Here is a 16,123-nt window from a genome sequence, read left to right on the forward strand (position 1 = left end):
CAGGCACTCCCTCGTACGACCGGAGCAGCGAACATGACAGAACTGGCCGGGGTGTGGAGCCTCGTCTCCTTCCATACCGTGGACGAACACGGTGCCGTCGGCCCGGGGCCCCTGGGGGAAGCACCCGTCGGCCTGCTCTTCTACAGCGCGGACGGTCATGTCGCGGTGCACATGATGCCCGCGGCCGGCCCCCCGCAGTACCTCAGCTACGCCGGCACCTGGCACCGCGAGGGGGACCAGATCGTCCACTCCCTCACCCTTGCCGCCGAGCCCGAATGGGTGGGCACCGACCAGAGTCGTCAGCTGAGTCTGGACGGCGACCGCCTCACGCTCACCGGCACCTCCCTCTCCACCCCGGACCGGCGAGTACTGGTCTGGCAGCGGATCGGCCGCGCCACCCTGTGACCCCACCCGACTCCACTCCACCCATCCCGAAGAACCACCACCGGAGGCATCACATGGCAACCACCCCCGACTGGGTCCCCGCGGGCGTCGACACCGGCACTCCCAGCGTGGCCCGTCTGTACGACTTCTATGTGGGCGGCGAGCACAACCTGGACTCCGACCGCGAGACCGCGCGCTCCGCGCTCGACGCACTCCCCGGCCTCGACATAGCCATCAGCGCCAACCGGGCATTCCTGCGCCGCGCCGTCCGGTACGCCGCCGGGCTCGGCATCACCCAGTTCCTCGATATCGGCTCCGGCATCCCCACCCCCGGCAACGGCAACACCCACAACGTGGCCCGCGATGTCGTCCCCGGCGCACATGTCGTCTACGTCGACCACGACCCGGTGGCCGTCGCGCGCAGTCGCTCCATCCTGGAGGGTGATCCGGCCTCGGTGGCCGTAGCGGGTGACTTCCTGAAGCCGAAGAACATCCTCGACAACCCCGAGGTCCGCGCCCTGATCGATCTGGACAAGCCGGTGGCGCTGATGCTCGTTGCCGTGCTCCACTTCATCGAGGACAAGGACGACCCGTGGGAGAAGGTCGCCCAGCTGCGCGACGCCCTGGCCCCGGGCAGCGCCCTGATCCTGTCCCACGCCTACGTCCAGAAGGAGTCGGGCGCGGGCACGACGAGTGAGGAACTCCAGCGGGTCTACCGCGGCTTCGGCGCCCAGCTGCAAAACCGTGGCCCCGCCGAGACCGGCCGGTTCTTCGAAGGGTTCGACCTCGTCGAGCCCGGCCTGACCGGCATGGCCGACTGGCGCCCCGATGCGGACACCGAGTCCGACCACCCCATGCAGCACACCGGTGTCGTCGGTGTGGCCATCAAGAACTGACCTGGCCCCCCGCCTCCCGGCGACGGAAGAGGCGGGGGCTCAGCTTTGCATGGATCTGACACAGACCACACACGGATTTGCCGCAAAACGCCTATCATGGCGCCTAATTGATGTTGTTTCACACATGATGCGCGACTGCTCGGTGCGACCAACCGCGCAACGCCCCCTCTCACTGGAAGCTCCACGTGAACGTCGTTGACCTTGCACGAATCCAGTTCGCCGTCACGGCAACGCTGCATTTCCTGTTCGTGGCCCTCACCCTCGGGTTGGTCACGATCGTCGCCGTAATGCAGACCCGGGCGATACTCACCAAGGACCCCGCCCAGCGTGCCGCGCAAATGCGCCGGGTGCGCTTCTGGGGTGGGCTCTATGTCATCAATTACGCGCTCGGCATCATCAGCGGCCTCACCCAGGAATTCCAGTTCGGGCTCAACTGGTCGGGCCTTTCCCACATCATGGGCAATGTCGTCGGTGCCCCGCTGGCCATCGAGACCGTCGTCGCATTCTTCCTGGAATCGACCTTCCTCGGTCTGTGGGCGTTCGGCTTCAACCGGGTGTCCCCCCGAGCCCACCTCGGACTGATCTGGGGCGTCAGCATCACTGCCTACGCCTCCACTTTCTGGATCATGGTGGTGAACGGCTTCATGCAGAAGCCGGTCGGCTACGAGATGCGCCACGGAACCGCCTACGTGACTGACTGGGGCGCCATCCTCACCAACGGGGCGACCTGGTACGCGGTACTGCACATCGCGGGTGCCGTGACCCTCCTCGCCGGACTGTTCATGGCCGCCGTCAGCTCCTTCCACCTGCGCCGCGACCGTGACATCGCCTTCTTCCGCCCCACGCTGGTCCAGGGCTCCCGTATCGCGGGCGTCGGCGCGCTCGTCACCGCAGGCGCCGGCACGGTGCACCTGCTGGCGCTGGAGGACTACCAGCCCGAGAAGTACGCCGTGCTGATGGGCGCCGGCGGCGCGGAACTTGACCGGGCGCGGGCCGCCGCTCAGGCCGCGCACGGCCCCGGCGACTGGATGCCGCCCGCCTGGGTGGGCGCGGCCTCGCTGCTCATGCTCCTCCTCGGCATCCTGCTGGTATTCCTGACCTGGATCCCGGCCACGGCCGCCCGCGGCAAGGACCCGGACGTACCGCTGTCCCGGCGACGCTTCAGGATGCGGCTGCCCGCCGTCCTGTTGCCTCTCGGCATCGTGGCGATGATCTGCGGCTGGCTCAGCCGGGAGGTCGGCCGCCAGCCGTGGATGGTCACCGGCGAGCTGACCGTGCGCGACGCCATCGGCAACGTGTCCGCCGGAGGGATGCTCGCCTCGCTCGTCGCCTTCACGCTCGTCCTCGGCATCCTCGCCGTCGCCGACTGGGCGCTGATCTCCCACTACGCGCGCCAGGGGCCGGACGGCGGACTCCTCGGCGACGAGGACCTGTTCCCCGACGCGGCCCGCCGCAAGAAGCCGCGGGACGGCACAGAGGCGTCGTCCCGGACCGAGCCGCACCACTCCTACTGACCTCTCCCCTCTACGTATGTACGCACAGCTGACGGGAATCAACCGTGGATGTCTTTTGGTACGCCCTTGTCGGGCTGCTCCTCGCTGGCTATCTGGCGCTGGAAAGCATCGACTTCGGTGTAGGGATGCTGCTTCCGCTCGCAGACACGGAACCCGGCCGCGCGGACATGCGCCGCACCGTCGTACCGCTCTTCCTCGCCAACGAGGTGTGGCTGGTCGCCTTTGCCGGACTGCTGTTCGGTGCCCTGCCACTGCTGGAGGGAGAGCTGCTGTACGCACTTCGGCTGCCCATCGTGGTCCTGCTGTCCGCCTGGTTCCTGCGCGACGCCGCGTTGTGGTTCCGTAGTGCGCACCCGGGCGCTGGCTGGCGGCGGTCCTGGGACATCGTGCTGCCGGTAACCAGCCTGGTTCTTGCGGCCGGCTGGGGCGCTGTTCTGGCCACCCTGGTGCGGGGGCTGTCCCTCCACGGCAACGGTCAGGCCGTGGCCACAGCCGCCGACCTGGTGCATCCCTTTACCCTGCTCTGCGCGGCCCTGGCCGTCGCGGGCAGTCTGCGCCAGGGCTCCCTCTTCGTATCCCGCAACCTGCCGCGGGACGGTGCCCTGAGTGTCCGGCTCGGCCGGCTGAACCAGGCCCTCACACCGGCCCTGCTGGTGCTGCTCGCGCTCACCGCCGCCGTGGGCGCCGCTGTCACCGACGCCCCCGTGGCCGTGGCCGTCGTCGCGGCCCTCGGCGCCGTCGGCGTGTACGTTTCCGGCCTCCTCCGGTCGGCAGGCCGGACCACGGCCGCGCTGCTGCTCGGCGCCGCGCCGCTCTTGGCGCTGCCCGTCATGGTGGGCGTAGCGAATGGCACCACCGTCCTGGCCACCCGCTCGGGAGAGGGGGAACTGGCATTGTCCCGGGCGATCGCTGACTCCGCCTCGCTCGGCTTGCTGACCGTGACCGTGCTCCCGGCGCTGATCGCGGTCGTTCTCGGCCAGCTGTGGATCTGGCGCGTATTCGCCCGAACGACGGCTTAGCTCATTCTTGACATTTACTTGCTTGCGCCTAACGCAATCTCTCTTGACGTGAACTGCCTTACTGAAGAGGCTGATCACGGTATCGAATGACCGCCCGTTTATGAATACACCATGGAAGTGGCCGTATTCCGGGTGAGTGCTCATTCCTCAGTCATGCACGGATGTCGACCGGCCAACTGAAAAACAAGAGAGGGCACGTGACAATTCGTGAGAGTACGCCGACGGTCTTGGTGCTGGGGGCAACCGGTTTCGTGGGACGTCATGTCTGTGCGACGTTCGCCAACGCCGGGTACCACGTCGTCGCGGTGGCCCGTACTGCTGTAGAGCACCTGGCCGCCCACCGCTTCATCGCGTTCGACCTGGCCCGTACGCCCGCCGAGGACACTGCCCGGTTCCTTGGGGACGAGCGGATCGACGTCGTGGTCAATGCCATCGGCAGCATCTGGGGCGCCCGGCCCGAGGAGATGCACGAGCGCTGCACAGCTCCCACCCAACGGCTCCTGGAAGCCCTGTCCCTGATGCCCCGGCGCCCCCGGCTCGTCCAGCTGGGATCGGTGCTGGAGTACGGGTCCCCGCCGGCCACCGCCTACGGGCAGGCCAAACTGGCCGCCACGAACGCGGTGCTTCGGGCCGACGCCCTCGGGGAGGCCAACGCGCTCGTCCTGCGAATCGCCAACGCCGCGGGTCCCGGCACGCCTGCTATCAGCCTGCTGGGGCAGGTGGCGGCTCGCCTCAAGGAGGCGGCCGTACGGGGTGAGAGCGCCGTGGTCGAACTCTTCCCGCTGCGCGCCCACCGCGACTACGTCGACGTACGTGACGTGGCCGAAGCGGTGCTGGCCGCCGCCGTGTCCACGGCGACCGGGCAGGTGATCGGTATCGGGCGCGGTGAGGCGGTCCCCGTCCGCAGCCTGGTCAACGAGCTCATTCGGGTCAGCGGAGTCCCCGCCCGAGTCGTCGAACGGGAGGCCCCGGCTGCGGCGCGGGGCGCCGACGACTGGATCCGGGTCGACACCGGACCGGCGTACGAAGTACTGGGCTGGCGTCCGCAGCGTTCGCGGGAGGTGGCCCTGCAGTCCCTCTGGGAGGAGTGCGACCAGAAGGCCGCCTCCGTCTGACGGCTCGGGGCCTTCAGGGCTTCGCTGATCTCTGGAAAGGTTCACAGCTCGATGAAAATTCTGTTTCTCGGTGCCGGCAGCGCGGCCACGGTCTACGGTCTGACGCCCCTGGCGACAGCCGCCCGCAACGCGGGTCACCAGGTCATCATGGCGGCCCCCCGCAATGTCCTGCCGGACATCGCGGCACTCGGTATCACGCCCTTCTCGGCCACCTCCACGCCCATTCCGCACTTCAGGACCAAGGACCGGGCCGGAAACCCTGTCACGGTGCCCGACAACCCGGTGGAGGGGCGGCTGTTCACCGGCCGCTGGTTCGGCAGGCTGGCCGCGGCAAGCCTGGAACCGCTCCTGGGCCTCACCAAGGACTGGCGGCCCGATCTCATCGTGGGCGGCACACTGACCTACGCGGCACCGCTGGTGGCCCACCGGCTCGGAGTGCCATACGTGCGCCAGGCCTGGGACGGCAAGGACTTCGACGGTATCGACCCGGGAGCAGGCGAGGAGCTCCGACCGGAACTCGATGATCTCGGCCTCGCCCGGCTGCCCGACCCGGCTCTGTTCATCGATATCAGTCCGCCGAGCCTGCGCCCTCCCCACGCGTTGCCCGCGCAGATGATGCGGTGGACCCCGGTCAACCAACAGCGTGAGGCCGAGCCGTGGATGTACACCCGCGGAGAGCAGCGAAGGGTGTGCGTGACAGGTGGCAGCCGCGGCCTCAACTTCGACTTCCTGAAGAACATGGTGGAGACGGTCTCCGCGCTGGACGCGGAGGTCGTGGTGGCCGCGCCCGAGGAACTGGCGGCAAAGCTGCGCGACGAGCTGGACGGCGTACGGGCCGGATGGATCCCGCTCGATGTTGTGGCACCCACCAGTGACCTCATCGTTCATCACTCCGGAGGCGTCACAAGCCTGACAGCACTGCACTTCGGTGTACCCCAGCTGTCCCTCATGGAGTCGCAGGACAATGCCTCGCACGGTGCTGCCCTGGACCGCATCGCCGATTTCGGCGCGGGGCTGTCGCTCCAGCCCGGAGAGCTCACCACGGACCGCATCCACGCCGCCTGCCGCGCGCTGTTGGACGACCCGTCCTACACCCGGCAGTCGCAGATCCTCGCCCAGGAAATGGCCTCGCTGCCGCTGGCCTCCGAGGTGGTCGCTGAGCTGGAGAAGCTCACCGCCTGACCCGGCGGCCCAGGAGCGCGCCGGCGGCGTCATCAAGATCACCGGGAAGCGTGTCTCCTGCACCTGACCGCACGAACAACGCCGGGGGCGGGGGCACGATGCCCCCGCCCCCGGCGCCGTCATGAACGTCCTTGACTTCAAGTCGACTTGAAGTGTGAGCCTGTCTCCCGGTCGACAGCACCACCACCTCCAGGAGGAGCCCCATGAGCACACCCCCCGTCGCCCTGCCGGTCATCCACCGCGACGACTCCGGCGTCGCTGTGTTGAACCGCTGGGTGACCGCCACCCCCGACCGGCAGCGGGCCGTGGCGGACGCCTCTCTCGCCGCCTGGGCGAAAGCGCCCTGGCCCCAGGGGCTGCGCGCCGTCAGCTGCTTCATCAGCACCAACGGCGACACTGTCTTCACCTACGAGCAGTGGTCGGGTGAGCGGGAGCTGCGCACGTTCGAGACTGCTGCCGCCTCCGCGCCGGGCCGGGAGGGCATCAACCGCGAGATCGCGGCGGTCGACGACAAGGCCGAGCAGTCCGATCCCTTCGTGTGCCGACTGCACCGCAGCAGCATCACAGACGCCGAGCGCACACCGGGGTGTGTCGTGATCACCACCTTCGGATTCGAGGAGGCGGACACGGCACGCGCGTGGTCGGACGCGATCTGCGACGCCGAAGCCGCCCAGCCCCAGCCCACCCCTGGCGGAATCTCCCGCCACTTCCTCCTCAGCCCCGACGGCACTCAGGTGCTCAACTACTCGGAGTGGCTGGACGAGGAGTCGCACCGCAAGTTCCTGGAGAACCCCGCGCAGACCCCCGAGTGGCAGCGGGTCGAGGAGTTCACCGGCCTGACGCACGGACCCGGCCGACGCTGCCGCCCGTACGGAGCGCTTGCTGCCCCGCTGCCCGGGACGGCGGCCTCCGAGACCCCGTAGGTGCGGCGGCACCCCCGCGCACCACGGCGATCGAGCCGGCACACCGTCAAGCGTAAAGATGGGATCTTCCGTGACCACAGATGCTCCTCCCACCGCGGGCAAGCGGGAGTGGATCGGACTCGCCGTCCTTGCCCTGCCCACCCTGCTCCTGTCCATGGATCTGAGCGTCCTGTTCCTGGCGGTCCCGCATCTGAGCGCGGACCTGGAACCCAGCGGCGCGCAACTGCTCTGGATCATGGACGTCTACGGATTCCTGATGGCCGGGTTCCTGGTCATGATGGGAACCCTCGGCGACCGGATCGGTCGCCGCCGCCTGCTGCTGATCGGCGCCGCCTCGTTCACTGCCGCCTCCACGCTGGCAGCCTTCTCCACCAGCTCCGAGATGCTGATCGCCACCCGCGCCTTGCTCGGCATCGCCGGGGCCACCCTGGCGCCCAGTACCCTGGCTCTGCTGCGCAATATGTTCCACGATCCCAAGCAGCGCACCGCCGCCATCGGAGTGTGGACCGTCTGCTTCTCGGCGGGAAGCGTGCTGGGACCGCTGGCCGGCGGCGTGCTGCTGGCCCACTTCTGGTGGGGCTCGGTCTTCCTGCTGGGCATTCCCGTGATGCTGCTGTTGCTGGTGACCGGGCCGATCCTGCTGCCCGAGCACCGCAATGCCGGAGCCGGCCGGGTCGACCTCACCAGTGCTGCCATGTCCGTCGTCGCCGTGCTCGGCGTCATCTACGGAATGAAGGACATCGCCACGCACGGGCTGGGCCTGGTCAGCCTGCTGTCGATCGCGGGCGGCCTGGCTGTCGGCGCGCTGTTCGTCTACCGGCAGAAGCGACTGAGCGATCCGCTGCTCGACCTCGGCCTGTTCTCCAGCCCGCGCTTCGGCTCGGCGCTGAGCATCATGGGACTCGCCGTCCTGGTGATGTCGGGCACCCTTTTCTTCGTCGCGCAGTACCTCCAGATGGTGCGCGGCCTCTCGCCTCTGCGGGCGGGCCTGTGGATGATGCCTATGGCGTGTGGGGTCGTCGTCGGCGCGGTGACGACCGGCAACGTCATCCGGAAGGTCCGGCCGCCGTTCGTCATGGGAAGCGGCCTGTTCGTCGCGTGCGGCGCCTTCGTCCTCCTGTCGCGGATGGAGACCGATTCTCCCGTCGGACTGTTCGCGGCCGGGGTGTTCTGCATGTCGCTTGGTGTCGCCCCGGTGATGATCTTGGGCCTTGAGCTGGCGGTGGGTTCGGCTCCGCCCGAGCGCGCGGGCGCAGCATCGAGCGTGGCCGAGACCATCCAGGAGTTCGCGCTCGGGCTGGGGGTAGCGGCCATCGGAAGTGTCGGTACTGCCGTCTACCGCGGTCAGGTGGACGGCGCGCTCCCACAGGGGCTGCCCCCTGGCGCCGCCCGGGCTGCTCAGGACACCATCGGCGGTGCCGTGCACGCAGCCACGGAACTGTCCCACGCCACCAGCGAGGCGCTGCTCGATGTCACCCGCGCCGCCTTCACCCAGGGGCTGCAGACGGCCGCCACCACCTGCGCTGTACTGGCGGCCATCGGGGCCCTGATCACGATCACCGTCCTGCGGAACGCCGCCCTGCCCAAGCATGACGAAGAGGCAGGGGCTCCCGCCGCGCCGGCCCCGACGACGAACGCACCCTCCTGACCGAAGGGGAGAGCGGGACACCATGACCAGGCGGCCGCGCGGCCGGGTTCACACCCGGCCGCGCGGCCGCTTTTTTGCGTCCTCACCCTCCGGTGAGGCGGGTGGGGTTCTTGCTCAGCTGCCGGTGGATGTCCCCCGGGTTGACCAGCGCACAGCGCCCCAGGGACAGGCAGCCACAACCGATGCAGGAGTTGAGATCGTCCCGCAGTTCTTCCAGTTGCTTGATACGGATGTTGAGATCATGCCGCCACAGCTCGGACACCCGCGCCCAGTCCTCACGGGTCGGAGTGCGTTCGTCCGGCAGCAATTTCAGGGCGGCACGGATCTCGTCCAGCGCGATCCCCACGCGCTGCGACGCACGGACGAAGGCTACGCGTCGCAGCATGTCGCGGCTGTAGCGGCGCTGGTTTCCCGAGGTCCGGCGGCTGAAGATGAGTTGCTGGTCCTCGTAGAAGCGCAGCGCTGAGGTGGTCACTCCACTACGTTCGGCCAATTCGCCGACGGTCAGTTCGGCGGCCTTGCGGGGTGCGAGCGGCATGCCCACAACCTAGGTGATTGTGGTGATTTCAGGGCTGCCCAGCATGCTGATGAGGATATCAAACCAGCAGGATGGTGGATATCGTCACCGGCCGTCAGCCCGCCAGGCCGGTGATCCGGGTGCAAGCACCGGCGTGGGTGACCTCGGCCAACCGGCCGATGGCGGGGTGGACACCGGCGCCTGACTCCCGGCCAGGCGCCGCTCTCGGCGAACGGGCGGCGACGCAGGCCCCTGCATCATCGCCAGCCGGTAGGGAATCAGCGGTGCGGCTTCCTATTTACCTCGCCCCCACATGCCCTTTCTCTCCCAAATCGGCCTGACACTCCCTCAAAGCGGAGATAAGAATTCCATTTCGCGTAATCGAAGGAGTTTTCTTTATAAAAACCTTTGCCAAACCGGCTCGCTGGTTTGTAGATTCGCGAGTGCTGGAGTGATACTCCACGCGCACAAGCTAGGGGGAAAAGATGAACCAGCCTTCCATCTGTGTGTTAGAGCCATTTATACCCGCCCCTCGGAGGGCCGAGGGGGCAGCTCAGGAGCCGGAAAGGGCGCGGACCGCGCAGGCGGTATCGGGCGCATCCACCGCCTGGCGGGTCCTCGTCGTAGAGGGGGCCGCCGACGAGGCGGAGGCCCTCTCCCGGGATCTGCGGCGGCACGGCCACGAAGTCGACCACGTCGCCACCGGAAGCGAAGCTCTCCGTGCCTACGAGGATGCCGACCTGATCCTCCTGGATCTCGAACTGTCGGACCTGGACGGCCTGGAGGTCTGCCGGACGATCCGTACCGCCTGCGACGTCCCGATCATCGCGGTCACCGCGCGCGGCACCGAGCTGGACCGCGTCCTGGGGCTGCAGGCCGGCGCGGACGACTACCTCACCAAGCCCTACGGGTTCCGGGAACTGATGGCCAGGATGGACGCGGTCATGCGCCGTGCCCGCCCGCAGGTTCAGACCTCCAGCATCATCGCGCACGGACCCTTGCTGATCGACACGGGATCGCGCGAAGTCACTTTGGCGGGGAGGCGCATCACGGTGACGCGCAAGGAGTTCGACCTGCTGCACCTCCTCGCTTCCCACCCTGACACCGTCATCCCGCGCAAGCGCCTCATGCAGCAGATCTGGGGAGATTCCTGGTCCCGCAGGACCGTCGACACCCACGTCAGCACACTGCGCAACAAGCTCGGCGCGAGCACCTGGGTCATCACCGTCCGCGGCGTCGGGTTCCGGCTCGGGCACGGATAGTCAACACACGCTACTATTTGCGGGGGCAAAATGAAGCAGAGTGTTAAGATCACTGGTTTGACGGCTTGCCAAGGAGAAGGCTGCCGTCTGGGTCGCGCCGAGGGGCGCTCACGCCGTCGCGTAAGCGAAGGAACCCAACTGTGCCGCGGGTGCCGAGACCGGCTCGAAGCGGGACTCCGGCAGATTCCGCGACTGTACGAGGAGTGTGAGCGCGTGTTGGGAGGCCGCGCGGCCAACGGTCTGCGCGAGCGGACGACCGGTGGGAGTCTTCCCGGTCTCCCCTTCAATGGGGCCGCGCTGGAGGTGCGTACCCAGATGCTGGCCACCCTTGGTTCGTGGAGTGGACTTGTGGCCCAGCAGCGAGGCCTGCCGGCCCCTGGGCGCACCGTGGCCGCGACGACCGCGTTCCTGCTGCGCAACGCTTCCTGGCTTGCGTCCCACCCCGCCGCCGCCGAAGCGACGGAAGAGATCGCAAAGCTCGTACGGGACGGAGGGCGCGTGGCCCGGCCCGACGGGAGGCGGAACGTCAGGGTGGGGCCCTGCGCGGAACCGCACTGTCCCGGAACACTGAGCCTGACCCTGCGCGAACGTACGGGGGCCGGCGAACCGGAGATCCGCTGTGACGCCGATCCGGCACACAGCTGGGCCAGCCACCGGTGGGGCGAACTGAACCGCTCCATGGAAGCGGGTGCGGCGGCCCAAGGCGCTGTCGCGCCGGCCGTCGAGCGCTGGCTGACCGCCGCCGACATCTCCCTGCTCCAGCGGGTCCCAGTGGGGTCCGTATACCGGATGGCGAGTGAGCAGCGGTGGCGTCGTCGGCAGAGAGCAGGCCGTACGTACTACAGCGAGAACGACGTCCGCGACTACTTCGGTAGCCGCTCGGGTCGCTGACACCCTCTGTTAGGGCCGGGTGGCGGATCCGTGTGGATGGCCGCCCGGCCGACGGAAACCTGACATTCGCTTGACCAAACCCAGATGCAGTCGTGCACTGCTTGTGAAACCTGACCGACTCCTGAAATCCCATGCATTGATTGGCCGTTCCCATTCGAAGAACCTTGGGAGCAAGTTCCGGTGCGCTGTCTCCGGGGCTTCGTCTGAAGGTTCCTGCGGGATACGGGGGTACACGCGTGAGGGATCCGTTAGAGGCGCATTCGTGTCCAAGGTGCTGCTCATCGCCGGCCGAGGCGAATTCGCAGTTCGCGTCGGTCTCCGCGCGGCCGGCGAGTAATTCGCTCGGGGCGACGACACCCCGCCCGGTCTGACCTGGATCAGGCTGCCCCGCGGCCCGGTCACCGAAGAATTCCCAGGCACCGCCTGGCGCCTGGGATGTTCCGGATCGCCGACGGTGAGGACCTTGATCGTCACCGGTGCGGCCCATGAGCAGGCGCTCCAGCCCGCCACCCGCGCACCGGCCGAGTCCACGTCCAGGGCATGGCCACCGCCCCACTGCCATCGGGCGGCCGTCGTTCATGTCCCTGTCTCGCACCGGCCCGGGCGCCGGCCCCGATCGCCGCGCCGCAATGAAGACGAGCCGTTGCCGTCCCTTTGCCGTCCCCATTTGTTGTCCCCATCCCACGCGTGACGTCCGGACCAGTCCGGCCGTGAGGAGAGATGACCCATGCACAGCACGTTGATCGTGGCCCGGATGGACCCCGAGGCGAGCCTCGACGTCGCCCGCCAGTTCGCTGCGTTCGACGCCACGGAGATGCCGGATCGGATGGGCACACGGCGGCGTCAGCTCTTCGCCTACCGGGGCCTGTACTTCCACCTGCAGGACTTCGACGCCGACAACGGCGGCGAATTGATCGAGGAGGCGAAGTCCGACCCCCGCTTCGTGCGTATCAGTGAAGACCTGAAGCCGTTCATCCAGGCCTACGACCCGGCCACTTGGCGCTCGCCCGCGGACGCGATGGCCACCCGCTTCTACAGCTGGGAGTCGTCCACGTGACCGCCCGACGCGTGGTCATCACCGGCATCGAGGTGCTGGCTCCCGGAGGCACCGGGGCCGAGGGCTTCTGGAACCTGCTGGCCGAAGGCCGCACCGCCACCCGGGGGATCACCTTCTTCGATCCCACCCCGTTCCGTTCACGGGTCGCCGCAGAGATCGACTTCGATCCCCGTGAACACGGCCTGAGCGCACAGGAGATCCGGCGTATGGACCGGGCCGCGCAGTTCGCGGTGGTCGCCGCGCGCGGCGCCGTCGCCGACAGCGGGATCGACCTGGACACATACGACCCGTACCGCGTCGGCGTCACCATCGGCAGCGCGGTAGGCGCCACCATGGGCCTCGACGAGGAGTACAACGTCGTCAGCGACGGCGGCCGACTCGACCTGGTCGACCACCGGTATGCGGTCCCGCACCTGTACAACTACCTGGTTCCCAGCTCCTTCGCGTCCGAAGTCGCCTGGGCGGTCGGCGCGCAGGGTCCGAGCGCCGTGGTCTCCACGGGCTGCACCTCCGGCATCGATTCCGTCGGCCACGCCGTCGAGCTGATCCGTGAAGGCTCCGCCGACATCATGATCACCGGTTCTTCGGACGCGCCGATCTCGCCGATCACCATGGCGTGCTTCGACGCGATCAAGGCGACCACTCCCAGGCACGACGACCCCGAGCACGCCTCCCGCCCCTTCGACGGCACCCGCAACGGGTTCGTCCTCGGCGAGGGCTCCGCCGTCTTCGTCCTGGAAGAACTGGAGAACGCGAAGAAGCGCGGCGCGCACATCTACGCCGAGATCGCGGGCTATGCGACGCGCTCCAACGCGTACCACATGACCGGTCTGCGGCCGGACGGCGCGGAGATGGCCGAGGCGATCCGCGTCGCGCTCGACGAGGCGCGGATGAATCCCACGGAGCTTGACTACATCAACGCGCACGGCTCGGGCACCAAGCAGAACGACCGCCACGAGACCGCCGCCTTCAAGCGGAGCCTGGGTGACCACGCCTACCGAACCCCGGTGAGCTCCATCAAGTCGATGATCGGCCACTCGCTCGGTGCCATCGGCTCCATCGAGATCGCCGCGTCCGCGCTGGCCATGGAGAACAACGTGGTGCCGCCCACGGCCAACCTGCACACCCCGGACCCGGAGTGCGACCTCGACTACGTGCCGCTGGTGGCGCGCGAGCAGCTCACCGATGCGGTCCTGACGGTCGGCAGTGGTTTCGGCGGATTCCAGAGCGCGATGGTGCTTGCCCGGCCTGAGAGGAGAGCGGCATGACGAACTCGGTGGTAGTCACCGGTCTGGGCGTCGCCGCCCCCAACGGGCTCGGTACGCACGACTTCTGGGCCGCGACCCGCAGCGGAAAGAGCGGCATCGCCCGGGTCACCCGTTTCGATGCCTCGTCCTACCCGGCGCAGCTTGCCGGTGAAGTACCCGGCTTCGTGGCCGAGGATCTTCTGCCGAGCCGGCTGCTTCCGCAGACCGACCGGATGACGCGGCTGGCGCTGGTCGCCACCGACTGGGCGCTGGCCGACGCGGGGGTCACCCCCGAGGACCTGGACGCGTTCGACATGGGCGTCGTCACAGCCAGCTCGTCGGGCGGATTCGAGTTCGGCCAGGGCGAGTTGCAGAAGCTGTGGAGACAGGGAAGCCGCTACGTCAGTGCGTACCAGTCCTTCGCCTGGTTCTACGCCGTCAACAGCGGTCAGATATCCATCCGCAACGGGATGAAGGGCCCGAGCGGCGTCATCGTCAGCGACCAGGCCGGTGGCTTGGACGCGGTGGCGCAGGCGCGCAGACAGATTCGAAGGGGCACCCAGCTGATCGTGTCCGGCGCCATCGACGCGTCGGTCTGCCCGTGGGGCTGGGTCGCCCAGCTCACGAGCGGCCGGCTGAGCACCAGCCATGAGCCGTCGCGCGCCTACCTGCCCTTCGACGCCGACGCGGCCGGGCATGTGGCCGGTGAGGGCGGCGCAATCCTGATCATGGAGTCCGCCGACGCGGCCCGCGCGCGCGGCGCGAAGATCTACGGCGAGATCTCCGGCTACGGCGCGACGATCGACGCCAAGCCCGGGAGCGGGCGTGAGCCCGGCCTCCGCAAGGCTGTCGAACTGGCCCTGGCTGAGGCCGGGGCCGAACCCGGAGACGTCGACGTGGTGTTCGCGGACGCGGCGGCCGTGCCGGAGCTGGACCGTATCGAGGCCGAAGCCATCACCGCGGTCTTCGGGCCGCGCGGTGTGCCGGTTACGGCGCCCAAGACCATGACCGGCCGGCTCTACTCGGGCTCCGCCCCGCTGGATCTCGCCGCGGCGCTGCTCGCCATGGAGGAGGGCCTGATCCCGCCCACGGTGAACGTCGAGCTCTCCAGCGAGTACGACCTGGACCTGGTCGGCTCCCAACCGCGCGCCGCCGAGGTCCGCACCGCACTCGTCTTGGCCCGCGGCCACGGCGGCTTCAACTCCGCCGTTGTGGTCCGCGCCGTCGACTGAGCGCACCCGAGCGCCCCCGCCGCCTTCACCTGTCGCGGCCGGCGGCGCTCGTACCGCAGAACAGACCATCCACCCATGGAAAGAGAGAAGACCGACGTGGCCACCAAGGAATTCACCCTCCACGACCTCAAGCGCATCCTGCTCGCCGGAGCCGGCGCGGAGGAGGGCGTGGACCTCGACGGCGACATCCTCGACGTGCCGTTCAAGGCACTCGGTTACGAGTCGCTGGCGCTGTTGGAGACCGGCAGCCTGATCGAGCGCGAGTACGACATCTCCCTCGACGATGACGCACTGACCGACGCGGACACCCCACGCGCCCTCATAGCGGTGGTCAACACCCACCTGACCGTCCCCGCCTGAGCGAAGTGGTCACGGGCCGGACGGAGTTGTGCGTCCGGCCCCGTAACGGACATCCGCAGCACCTCACCAGTGGAGAGAGCATGTCGCAGCAGGAGAAGCAGGTTGCCTTGATCACCGGCGCCACCAGCGGAATCGGCCTGGCCGTCGCCCGGCTCCTGGCGACCCGGGGCCACCGGGTCTTCATCGGCGCCCGCAGTGCCGAGAACGTCAAGAGCACCGTCAAGCAGTTGCGCGAGGAGGGCTTTGAGGCCGGCGGCGCCCCCCTCGACGTCCGCTCGAACGACGACGTCAAGGCGTTTGTCCAGGCAGCCGTCGACCAGTTCGGAACGGTCGACATCCTGGTCAACAACGCGGGCCGCTCCGGAGGTGGTGTCACCGCCGACATCAGTGACGAGCTGTGGCAGGACGTTATCGACACCAACCTCAACAGTGTCTTTCGGATGACACGTGAGGTGCTGACCACCGGTGGCCTTCGCGAGAAGAGCCGCGGCCGGATCATCAACATCGCCTCCACGGCCGGCAAGCAGGGTGTCGTGCTCGGCGCCCCCTACTCGGCCTCCAAGCACGGCGTCGTCGGCTTCACCAAGGCGCTCGGCAACGAACTCGCCCCGACCGGCATCACCGTCAACGCGGTCTGTCCCGGTTACGTCGAGACGCCGATGGCGCAGCGGGTGCGGGCCGGTTACGCGGCCGCGTACGACACCAGTGAGGACGCGATCCTCACCAAGTTCCAGTCGAAGATCCCCCTCGGCCGCTACTCCACCCCCGAGGAGGTGGCGGGCCTGGTCGGCTACCTGGCCTCCGACACCGCCGCCTCCATCACCGCGCAGGCCATGAACGTCTGCGGTGGCCTGGGCAACTTCTGAGCAGTCCGTT

General features: G+C 68.4%; 16 protein-coding genes. 15 read left to right on the forward strand and 1 reads right to left on the reverse strand.

Annotated elements, in window-relative coordinates; all coding sequences use genetic code 11:
• Positions 1-33 precede the first annotated feature (33 nt).
• The 8 genes from STRTU_RS25415 (at position 34) to STRTU_RS25450 (ending at position 8,681) form a co-directional block, all read left to right on the forward strand.
• Positions 34-405, forward strand: a complete 372-nt coding sequence (locus STRTU_RS25415) for a lipocalin-like domain-containing protein (protein WP_159746350.1) — start codon at positions 34-36, stop codon at positions 403-405.
• A gap of 53 nt (positions 406-458) precedes the next feature.
• The gene (locus tag STRTU_RS25420) at positions 459-1,280 is read left to right on the forward strand and encodes an SAM-dependent methyltransferase (RefSeq protein ID WP_159746351.1); all 822 of its coding nucleotides are present in this window, start codon (positions 459-461) and stop codon (positions 1,278-1,280) included.
• A 185-nt stretch (positions 1,281-1,465) separates the two neighbouring features.
• Positions 1,466-2,794, forward strand: a complete 1,329-nt coding sequence (locus STRTU_RS25425) for a cytochrome ubiquinol oxidase subunit I (protein WP_159746352.1) — start codon at positions 1,466-1,468, stop codon at positions 2,792-2,794.
• A gap of 44 nt (positions 2,795-2,838) precedes the next feature.
• Entirely contained in the window at positions 2,839-3,813 is a 975-nt protein-coding gene (locus STRTU_RS25430) for a cytochrome d ubiquinol oxidase subunit II (protein WP_159746353.1), read from the forward strand.
• 197 nt (positions 3,814-4,010) lie between these two features.
• Positions 4,011-4,928 carry an NAD-dependent epimerase/dehydratase family protein gene (locus tag STRTU_RS25435; protein WP_246241216.1) on the forward strand — a complete coding sequence of 306 codons (918 nt, stop codon included), beginning with the start codon at positions 4,011-4,013 and terminating at the stop codon, positions 4,926-4,928.
• Positions 4,929-4,979: 51 nt separating this feature from the next.
• Positions 4,980-6,110, forward strand: coding sequence for a glycosyltransferase (locus STRTU_RS25440; protein ID WP_159746355.1), 1,131 nt, complete (start codon positions 4,980-4,982; stop codon positions 6,108-6,110).
• A 203-nt stretch (positions 6,111-6,313) separates the two neighbouring features.
• Positions 6,314-7,033, forward strand: a complete 720-nt coding sequence (locus tag STRTU_RS25445) for an antibiotic biosynthesis monooxygenase (protein ID WP_159746356.1) — start codon at positions 6,314-6,316, stop codon at positions 7,031-7,033.
• Between the two features lie 58 nt (positions 7,034-7,091).
• On the forward strand, positions 7,092-8,681 hold the full coding sequence (locus STRTU_RS25450; RefSeq protein ID WP_159746357.1) for an MFS transporter: 1,590 nt from the start codon (positions 7,092-7,094) through the stop codon (positions 8,679-8,681).
• Between the two features lie 82 nt (positions 8,682-8,763).
• On the opposite strand, the gene soxR is transcribed toward STRTU_RS25450, so the two are convergent.
• Entirely contained in the window at positions 8,764-9,219 is a 456-nt protein-coding gene (soxR, locus tag STRTU_RS25455) for a redox-sensitive transcriptional activator SoxR (protein ID WP_159746358.1), read from the reverse strand.
• Between the two features lie 464 nt (positions 9,220-9,683).
• Between soxR and STRTU_RS25460 the strand changes: the two genes are divergently transcribed.
• The 7 genes from STRTU_RS25460 to fabG all read left to right on the forward strand — a co-directional run bounded on the left by STRTU_RS25460 (position 9,684) and on the right by fabG (position 16,113).
• The gene (locus STRTU_RS25460; protein WP_159746359.1) at positions 9,684-10,460 is read left to right on the forward strand and encodes a response regulator transcription factor; all 777 of its coding nucleotides are present in this window, start codon (positions 9,684-9,686) and stop codon (positions 10,458-10,460) included.
• 213 nt (positions 10,461-10,673) lie between these two features.
• Positions 10,674-11,351, forward strand: a complete 678-nt coding sequence (locus tag STRTU_RS25465; protein WP_218039315.1) for a hypothetical protein — start codon at positions 10,674-10,676, stop codon at positions 11,349-11,351.
• A 727-nt stretch (positions 11,352-12,078) separates the two neighbouring features.
• Entirely contained in the window at positions 12,079-12,408 is a 330-nt protein-coding gene (locus STRTU_RS25470; protein WP_159746360.1) for a TcmI family type II polyketide cyclase, read from the forward strand.
• A complete protein-coding gene (locus STRTU_RS25475; protein WP_159746361.1) occupies positions 12,405-13,676 on the forward strand; it encodes a beta-ketoacyl-[acyl-carrier-protein] synthase family protein in 1,272 nt (423 codons plus the stop codon). Before STRTU_RS25470 ends, STRTU_RS25475 begins: the two co-directional genes overlap by 4 nt.
• On the forward strand, positions 13,673-14,887 hold the full coding sequence (locus STRTU_RS25480) for a ketosynthase chain-length factor (RefSeq protein ID WP_159746362.1): 1,215 nt from the start codon (positions 13,673-13,675) through the stop codon (positions 14,885-14,887). Before STRTU_RS25475 ends, STRTU_RS25480 begins: the two co-directional genes overlap by 4 nt.
• 75 nt (positions 14,888-14,962) lie before the next feature.
• Positions 14,963-15,247, forward strand: coding sequence for a phosphopantetheine-binding protein (locus STRTU_RS25485; RefSeq protein ID WP_159746363.1), 285 nt, complete (start codon positions 14,963-14,965; stop codon positions 15,245-15,247).
• Positions 15,248-15,327: 80 nt separating this feature from the next.
• Complete coding sequence (fabG, locus tag STRTU_RS25490) at positions 15,328-16,113, forward strand: 3-oxoacyl-ACP reductase FabG (RefSeq protein WP_159746364.1); 786 nt, start codon at positions 15,328-15,330, stop codon at positions 16,111-16,113.
• Positions 16,114-16,123 lie beyond the last annotated feature (10 nt).

The organism is Streptomyces tubercidicus (assembly GCF_027497495.1).
Taxonomy (GTDB): domain Bacteria; phylum Actinomycetota; class Actinomycetes; order Streptomycetales; family Streptomycetaceae; genus Streptomyces; species Streptomyces tubercidicus.

Bases quoted from the DNA above. Each gene is read 5' to 3' on its own strand.
- STRTU_RS25415 (WP_159746350.1), top strand. From the start codon at position 34: ATGACAGAACTGGCCGGGGTGTGGAGCCTCGTCTCCTTCCATACCGTG.
- STRTU_RS25420 (WP_159746351.1), top strand. From the start codon at position 459: ATGGCAACCACCCCCGACTGGGTCCCCGCGGGCGTCGACACCGGCACT.
- STRTU_RS25440 (WP_159746355.1), top strand. From the start codon at position 4,980: ATGAAAATTCTGTTTCTCGGTGCCGGCAGCGCGGCCACGGTCTACGGT.
- STRTU_RS25445 (WP_159746356.1), top strand. From the start codon at position 6,314: ATGAGCACACCCCCCGTCGCCCTGCCGGTCATCCACCGCGACGACTCC.
- STRTU_RS25450 (WP_159746357.1), top strand. From the start codon at position 7,092: ATGGGATCTTCCGTGACCACAGATGCTCCTCCCACCGCGGGCAAGCGG.
- soxR (WP_159746358.1), bottom strand. From the start codon at position 9,219: ATGCCGCTCGCACCCCGCAAGGCCGCCGAACTGACCGTCGGCGAATTG.
- STRTU_RS25460 (WP_159746359.1), top strand. From the start codon at position 9,684: ATGAACCAGCCTTCCATCTGTGTGTTAGAGCCATTTATACCCGCCCCT.
- STRTU_RS25470 (WP_159746360.1), top strand. From the start codon at position 12,079: ATGCACAGCACGTTGATCGTGGCCCGGATGGACCCCGAGGCGAGCCTC.
- STRTU_RS25480 (WP_159746362.1), top strand. From the start codon at position 13,673: ATGACGAACTCGGTGGTAGTCACCGGTCTGGGCGTCGCCGCCCCCAAC.
- STRTU_RS25485 (WP_159746363.1), top strand. From the start codon at position 14,963: ATGGAAAGAGAGAAGACCGACGTGGCCACCAAGGAATTCACCCTCCAC.
- fabG (WP_159746364.1), top strand. From the start codon at position 15,328: ATGTCGCAGCAGGAGAAGCAGGTTGCCTTGATCACCGGCGCCACCAGC.